This window comes from Methanosarcina sp. 2.H.T.1A.6, from assembly GCF_000979455.1.
GTDB lineage: Archaea > Halobacteriota > Methanosarcinia > Methanosarcinales > Methanosarcinaceae > Methanosarcina.
In genome coordinates this window covers 1-7,777 of sequence record NZ_JJOY01000010.1, presented here as the reverse complement: position 1 = coordinate 7,777, position 7,777 = coordinate 1, and the positions used below count along the sequence as shown (strand labels likewise).

The following is a 7,777-nucleotide window of genomic DNA, read 5'->3' as shown; positions in this document are numbered from 1 at the left end:
AAGAGGATCTACATAGATATCTGTTGCTGAGTTAACATTTTTATAGTTCCCGGCTGTGTTGCTGTAGAGACAGTTATTTTCCAGCACAATTTTGTGGGAGCTGGTAAGACAGTTTAAAACACCGTATCCAGTACCGGTCCCTTTTGTGGTTCTCGGGACAGTATTAGTAATTATATTATTTCGGACTGTTGTCGTGAATCCTGTTCCAGAAGGTCCCGCATTAGTGTCAGTCATGTACATGTTCACGACTGCGGCGTTATGAACTCCGTCAAAGACATTATTTTCTATCAGGACATTATGAAAACCACTGCCAAGAACGCCCCCAACCCATTGAATATTTTTATTTGTCCCACTGCCATTGAAAATGTTGTTGTGGATGTAACAACTTGACAAACTTTTATCATATGCCCCGGCAGTTCCTATAACCCAGATACCTGGTCCGTAGGTATTTGTAATTAAATTATCATAGATTTCTACACCCATATTACCGGCGGATCTCTGAACCTGAATGCCTGGGCCCGCATCCGGATAAGAATCAATAAAGTTGTCGTGGAATTTTACGTTATCCGAGTTCCAGACCCTGAGAGCGCTATTTATCCGACATGTGATTTTGTTATTCCAGGCCTCTACATTATCAGATTCAATAGCATAAAGCCCGTCGTGTCCAAGCAGAGAGATTGTGTTGTTATAAAATCGGATATTTTCACAGTAGTATGCTCGCAGCCCATCCCCATGTCCATCATGCATGTACATATTACAAACCGTTACATTTTTTACTCGACCAAAATATATACAGTTGTAATATCCTTTTCCTTTTGGAGTTTCGGTGTTTCCGGGATAGTTCACATTTATTTCAAATCCTCTGACAGTAAGATTGTTTACAGAACCCTTGCTGCCAATTAAAGGTATCATAGGGGAATTAGTCCATCCCGCATGGTCAACTAATTTGACAACAGCGTCGGAATCACCTTCAAGAACCGTGTTACTACTCTGAATGTAAATAGTATTCTCTATGGTATAGGTAAAAGGCCCTTTAAGATAAACGGTGGTGTAATCTGGATTATCAGCTACGAATTTAAGGGCCTGATTTATCTGTACATCATCGGCTTTTCCGTCACAGTTGAAGTCTCCACTGCCGTTTCCTGAAACGTAAACAATAGGAGGCGTGGGAGTCTTGCATAAAGCAGTAGGAACACTGGCAAGGACAAGACAGCCTATTAGGAAAAAGATTACAAATTTCCGATTCAACATCGCTGTTATTTTAGGCTGATCTGAATCAAATTTTTTCCCGACGTCCAGGTGCAAAGAGTCGGTTTTTTTATGGGTCACAGTGCTATAAAAAATGGAAATGTTCATCAAACACTCATTTAATTTATTTCCTATGTAATTGGTCCACTTAGTGAGGTTTTGCAAATATTATCCACTCCCTAACCTTAGTGAATTTACAAAGATCTCTGGTGAAAATTTTCAGCTCAGAGGTAACTATGTTTAACTGAGGTGCAATACTGGCAATCGATGAATATTCTCTTTCGCCAGACTACGTCTCATATGTAAGTTAATTCCCCCTTCTATATAAACAATCAAAATTAATTCGGATAACATATCCAATTAAATTTCAATTGTTAGCATTGTAAATTAGGCCCTGATATTATAAAAAAGTGTATGCCAACCTTTAAATATATTTTTAAAGTTAAATATGCAATATTTTCTCCAGTTACGTGCTAATTTTTGTAATTGAGTCGTGTAGGTCATAAATTGAGACACGTTCCGACAATATGCCGAATTTCAATTTATATCCTCCATAATTAATGACTTTTAATCACATCATTACAAACGGCCAGTACTTTTCTTGCAACACTATGCCAGCTGTGATTTTCAACAACATATCTACAACCCTTATCACCCATCAAGCTCCTGGTATTTTCATCGGGAAGTAATTTTATCACAGCAGCTGCAAGCTCTTCAGGGTCCTCGGGTGTTACTGAAATTCCCCCGCCAGAAACCTCGATTAAGTCTTTTACCCCCGGAATGCCACTTGCTACAAGGGGTTTCCCGCAGGCAAGGTATTCATATGTTTTTAACGCTGATAAACCGATTTTCGAATTTCGTTCACGAATAAATGGGGCAACACAGATATCCGAGGCATTAATGTACATGGGTACCTTTTCGTAAGGGACTCTTCCCGTAAAAAAAAACTTCTCCGATACACCCAGATTATCTGCTAGTTGCATCCATTCTTTTTTCATAATGCCGTCTCCAACAACCATAAAACGGACATCAACATATTCTTTTAGAATTAAAGGAGCTGCTTTGATTAGATATTCAACACCTTGCCAGGAGACCAAATTTCCAACAAAACAGATATAGTATAATGAAGTATCCAAATTTAATTCCCATTTTACTTTACTTTTATCCATTGGGGTAAATAACTCCGTGTTAGCACCATTATTAATTACAACAATTTTGGATTCAGGAATGGAATATAGATCCATAAGTCCTTTTTTTACTCCATTCGTTACAGCAACTAATTTACTACATCCATTAAAATTTATATTTTCTATTAACCTTGCAATCTTAATATTCAGTTTTGATGAACCTTGAATAATCATTTCATCAATTGTAAGACCATTAACTTCTCCAACTTGAGTAATTTTTAACAGAGACGATACAATAGAAGAAGAGATACTGTTTCCAGCCAATCTTGTATAAAATAAATCAGGTTTTATTTTGATCGAATAATAACTAAGATACGAAAAAAGAGCTAGTTGATATATGAATATATTTAAATAATTAGCAAATGGGAACTGAAAATGAGTAGAGGGGACTTCTATGATATTAGAGTTCTTAAAGTTTCCATTTTCTGAACTTTTAGAAAAGAGAAACACGTCAACACCTAGATTTTGAAGATTATTAAACACTTCAATTGCATGGACATTGGATCCATTAAACAAATCCAATTGCCTTCCATAAATAATAAATAATTTCATGAATCGTAACTCCCAATAAATATATGGAGGCGTTGTAATTTATATTAATATTTTCTCACTTATTGTTTCTGCACCAAAAAATAACGAATCAGAAAAACTTTTGACTATTTACTAACGAAAAGAGATAAATCATGCATCCTGATGGAACAATTGGCCATATAGTTTTTCAAACCCATCTGTAATTGTTTCCCAATCATAATTTTTTACAATATGGTCCCTGGCACTGTGCCCAATTCTGTATCTGAACTCTTCATTCTCTAACAGATATATTATTGATTCAGCTAGTTTTTCGGGATTCTTTGGGGGCACCAATAAACCATTTTCACTCTCCTTTATTAATTCGAAACTCCCTTCAACGTTTGTTGCAATTGAAGGAATACCACATGACATAGCTTCCATTAAACTCGTTGGAAATCCTTCTCTATAAGAAGGCAATACAAAAATAGTTGCATTTTGATAATATTCAATAATCTGTGATTTACTTAGAGAACCCGTAAATACAAAATTATCTTCCAATTTAAGTTTATTCACCTGCTTTTTTAAATTATCTAATATAGTTCCGGATCCTACCAAAATGAATTTCACATCAGGATATTTTTTGCACACAATGCTTGAACATTCGATTAAATCTGATAATCCTTTAAACACTTCAAACCGGCCAGTATATAATACGTACCTTAAATTTGAGCTGTTTTCAGAGGGTCTAAAGAAATTAGTATCAACTCCATTATGAACTATAGTTATTTCTTTTTTCAGTGGGTGATATATTCTTAAATCATCAGCACAGGAATTAGATACAGCTGTCAGTACATCACTTTTCTCAACAATTTCTTGTTCTATTTTAAATAGACGTTTGCGTAATAGTTTTACAATAAAAAAATGCAACGTTTTGGTTTCCATGTGGTCCAATTTTTTTTTAGAAGCCCCATGTGAAGTGAATATAACATTCCACGAATTATTAAAAACTGGTTTTACTGGTATAAGTGTACCATGCAAATGAATTAAATCAAAATTAAACTTCAAAGATTTGAGCAATTTATTGATATACAATTGATGAATTTTAAACGGAGATGGAAAAAACGGGACAAATCTAACCCTATAAACAGAAATCCCCTCTATCTCTTCACAATATGTTTTTCTCCAGGTTCCTCTCGTAATAACTGTAATGTCGTGTCCTCTTTCTACAAGTCGTTTTGACAAATTATAAACATAAGTGCTGATACCACCTACATCTGGCGGAAACTCAGAAGTATACATGCAGATTTTCATAATTTTAGTCCTACTACAATTAAATAAAAATGAGACATATTTGATCCGATAGAAGATAAATTAAACAATCTTACTCGAAAGATGATCATAGTATACTTATTTTGTATCTATTCAACGTACCCAAAATCATCTGAATGATGTTGATTTTGCGATCTCGGATACCTGAACATACTACCTCTGTTAAAACTGAAAAACATAATCAATAGCCAACAATTAACTAAAATGGAGTCAGCTTGGTTTGCCAATTTTGTATTTAAGAAGCTGCTTATTGATGCTGTTTTTTCCTGCGCTGGGTAGTTACACTTATTTTGGATATTATTTGCGTAATCCCTCTATAATATGAATTATACGGGAATCCACCTTTTGATATCCCTTTTAGTAATTCTGCACATCCATCTTTATATTTTCTATTAAACAAAAGATCATAAACACCACGGTCACACAAATATCGCCCCTGGTTCTTTATTTTCATTTCATCAATTAAGTTATTAAACTCAATTGATTCATAACTATCATGACTATAATTTCTTCTTTCTATTGCAAATTCTCTGGCAATATCTGCATATATTCTCTGTAAAGTATGATGTTGCATAGTTAAACTGTTATCAGAAACTCTCCATCTAATAAGAGGTTGTGCGATGTTAGACAATTTGTACTTGTCACTAAGTCTCAAAATCAGATCATAATCCTGTGAATATCGAAATTTTTCTCTGTAAGATCCCACATCATCTAAAGCTTTCTTTCTGATCATTATAGAGCTATGAATAAAAGGATTAAGATTATTCATAAATTTATTTACAAAATCCGGTTGTGACATTACATTCATAAAGCCAATTTTATTCCCGAAACTGTTTATTAAATAGGCTCCAGATCCGACTAATCCAACATCGGGGTGATTATGTAAGTAATTAATCTGTTTCTCCAGCCTTGAGGGTTCTGCAAGATCATCCGAGTCCAATCTTGCAACAAACTCTCCATTGGAATTTTTAATACCAATGTTAAGAGAAATCGTCAAACCAATATTCTTTTCATTGTCAATTACTTTGATTCGAGGGTCCTTTTCTGAAAATTGATTAATTATTTTTAAAGTATTATCAGAAGAAGCGTCATTTATAATCACAAGTTCCCAATCATCATAAGTTTGATTTAATATACTGGAAATTGAGTCCGAAATAAATTTTTCCGAATTATAAGCAGACATTACAACACTAACGAGATCTTTTTTCATAGAGGAATCAACCATTTATATTTTTTTTAGATTACTTTCGATTACCCTGTAATTTTATCTCATTGCAGACATTCGGAATTCGTTTACGCAGTTGTATTCACTCCGCTTTAAAATTTATAATTTTTTGCCTCAAAAAATAAAGCGATAACCCAATATAATTATGAAAACCAAATCCTGATGAGTATAGAACTCTCTGGATTCATAGATCTAATCATTTGTAGAGATATTCGTTTTCTCTAAACCATTCGATAAATTTATCTAATCCTTCAACAATGTTTGTTTCCGCTTTCCAATTAAGCAACTTTCTTGCTTTTGTTACATTAGACTTAGTATTCTTGACATCGCCTTTCTGAGTATCTATATACTTTATTTTTGCTTGTTTTCCGACGGTTAATTCTATTTGTTTTATCAAATCATTGACAGTAATATTGTTCCCGCCACCGATATTCACCACTTCTCCTACAACATCACTTGTTGCTGCCAGAAAATTTGCTTCAACTATATCGTCAACATAAGTAAAATCTCGGGTTTGGGATCCATTCCCATAAACCGTTATTTCCTCATCATTAAGTATCTTACTAACAAATTTGGAAATCGCCATATCGGGCCTTTGTCTCGGACCAAAAACGGTAAAATATCTCAAAGAAATTGTCGGCGTGCTGTAATTTGTGCAATATAAAGAGCATAAATGCTCAGCTGCCAATTTGGTAACACCATAAGGAGAGACAGGATTTAATAAAGATTTTTCATTCATCGGTAGCTCATCAGTATTTCCATATACAGATGAAGAAGAAGCATACACAAATTTTTTAATATTACTGTCCTTATAATATTCGAGCAGTTTTTGAGTCAATCTGATATTGTATTCAAGATAAGTATCAAAATATTTCCCCCATGATGCTCTGACACCGGCCTGTGCGGCCTGATGGAATACATAATCTACATCAGGGTATTTGTCAATAGAGAGCAAATCTTTATTTATAAACTCAAAATTATCATCGTTTAATGCTGTACAAAGATTATTGTCTTTGATATTTTTAGAGTAGTAAGGGGTAAAACAATCAACTCCTACTACCTCATATCCTTCTTTCAATAATCTTTCAGTCAAGTGAGAACCTATAAACCCAGCGCAACCAGTAACCAGTGCTTTCATCAAGTACGCCTCTGTAATGAAGTTGTAGAACCATTAAACTTACTTTTTATATGATGGCTTTTCGGTGTTTTGTGCGGGTTGATAATAATTACCCGGTTGAAAAGTGACCACCCCAAATTATAAACATCTATCTTGAATATGGTTTTCCAAACAAAAATGTATTCAAACATTATATATGTTGTACTATGTTTAGAAGTTGACTCTAAATTATCCCCAAATAGTGAAGAGCCAATATGATTCATGCCGATTGGGAATATTACTCTCATTATAGCATGAAGTAATTACTATAACCATTTTATTACCATAAAAGTCGTTTGATTGTCAATATCATAATCACGAGGGTGGGCCCAGGGCGCAAGTACACTCCCATGTAGTGATCTTATAAATATTCCAGAATTTGGAGATTGGCCTGAGTTTCAATTCCTGAGCTTTTTTTATATTCATTAAAACTTATGTTCCGAAAGCCTCTCTTTTTTTCAACAATGCTTTTAACTTGATCTATTCAACTCACTTTTTTGTATAAAATTCTTCCCTTTCCATGTCTTATATTATACTAATATATTTATTTTTTCTCCAATTTCTAATAATTTTCACTTCAAAAAGTAGTTTCTGACACTTTTTTTGAAAACTTTTCTTTAATATAACCCTCCCTCTTTTATGTTATCGTGTATCGCAAAAAACCTCTTGATTCCTATATATGTATAAATTTTTATATCCCTCTTATAATAAGTAAAATTTATATCGGAGCTATTTTAGCTCCTTTCCTGGCTAACGGGATTTTCAATTAAGCTCATTTCTTTTTCGTTATCGGGGGGACTGCTTAATTATTTTTGGGGTCCCAATATTTATATAGCTCATATCTTTAAACAAATACACGTCTTATTCCGAACTATGACTTGCTTGCAGGGCATCTTTCCTTTCCCTAAAAGGAGCACAACAATCCCTCAAATGATGCGCTGTAGATCTGGTTACAGGTGATCCTTAGAAACCCTTTAAAGTTTGTGGAGCGATGACTCTGAAAAATATATTCACTGTATTTGCAATTCTCGCCGATTTCTCTATAGAAAGGCGCTTTATAAATATTCTTGAGTTTTTTCATCAAAGAGGTAGATGATATCATATGACCATTACTATTGCAGC

Annotated in this window: 5 protein-coding genes; all 5 read right to left on the bottom strand. The window is 34.0% G+C overall.

Going from position 1 to position 7,777, the window contains the following annotated elements; genetic code table 11:
* A partial coding sequence (locus EO98_RS03095) for a right-handed parallel beta-helix repeat-containing protein (RefSeq protein ID WP_048137546.1) occupies window positions 1-1,251 on the bottom strand: 1,251 nt, incomplete at its 3' end.
* A gap of 554 nt (window positions 1,252-1,805) precedes the next feature.
* The gene (locus EO98_RS03090) at window positions 1,806-2,987 is read right to left on the bottom strand and encodes a glycosyltransferase family 4 protein (RefSeq protein ID WP_048137541.1); all 1,182 of its coding nucleotides are present in this window, start codon (window positions 2,985-2,987) and stop codon (window positions 1,806-1,808) included.
* A 129-nt stretch (window positions 2,988-3,116) separates the two neighbouring features.
* On the bottom strand, window positions 3,117-4,256 hold the full coding sequence (locus tag EO98_RS03085; protein WP_048137539.1) for a glycosyltransferase family 4 protein: 1,140 nt from the start codon (window positions 4,254-4,256) through the stop codon (window positions 3,117-3,119).
* Window positions 4,257-4,521: 265 nt separating this feature from the next.
* On the bottom strand, window positions 4,522-5,484 hold the full coding sequence (locus EO98_RS03080; protein ID WP_048137544.1) for a glycosyltransferase: 963 nt from the start codon (window positions 5,482-5,484) through the stop codon (window positions 4,522-4,524).
* A gap of 211 nt (window positions 5,485-5,695) precedes the next feature.
* Complete coding sequence (locus EO98_RS03075; RefSeq protein WP_048137537.1) at window positions 5,696-6,637, bottom strand: NAD-dependent epimerase/dehydratase family protein; 942 nt, start codon at window positions 6,635-6,637, stop codon at window positions 5,696-5,698.
* Between the last annotated feature and the right edge of the window lie 1,140 nt (window positions 6,638-7,777).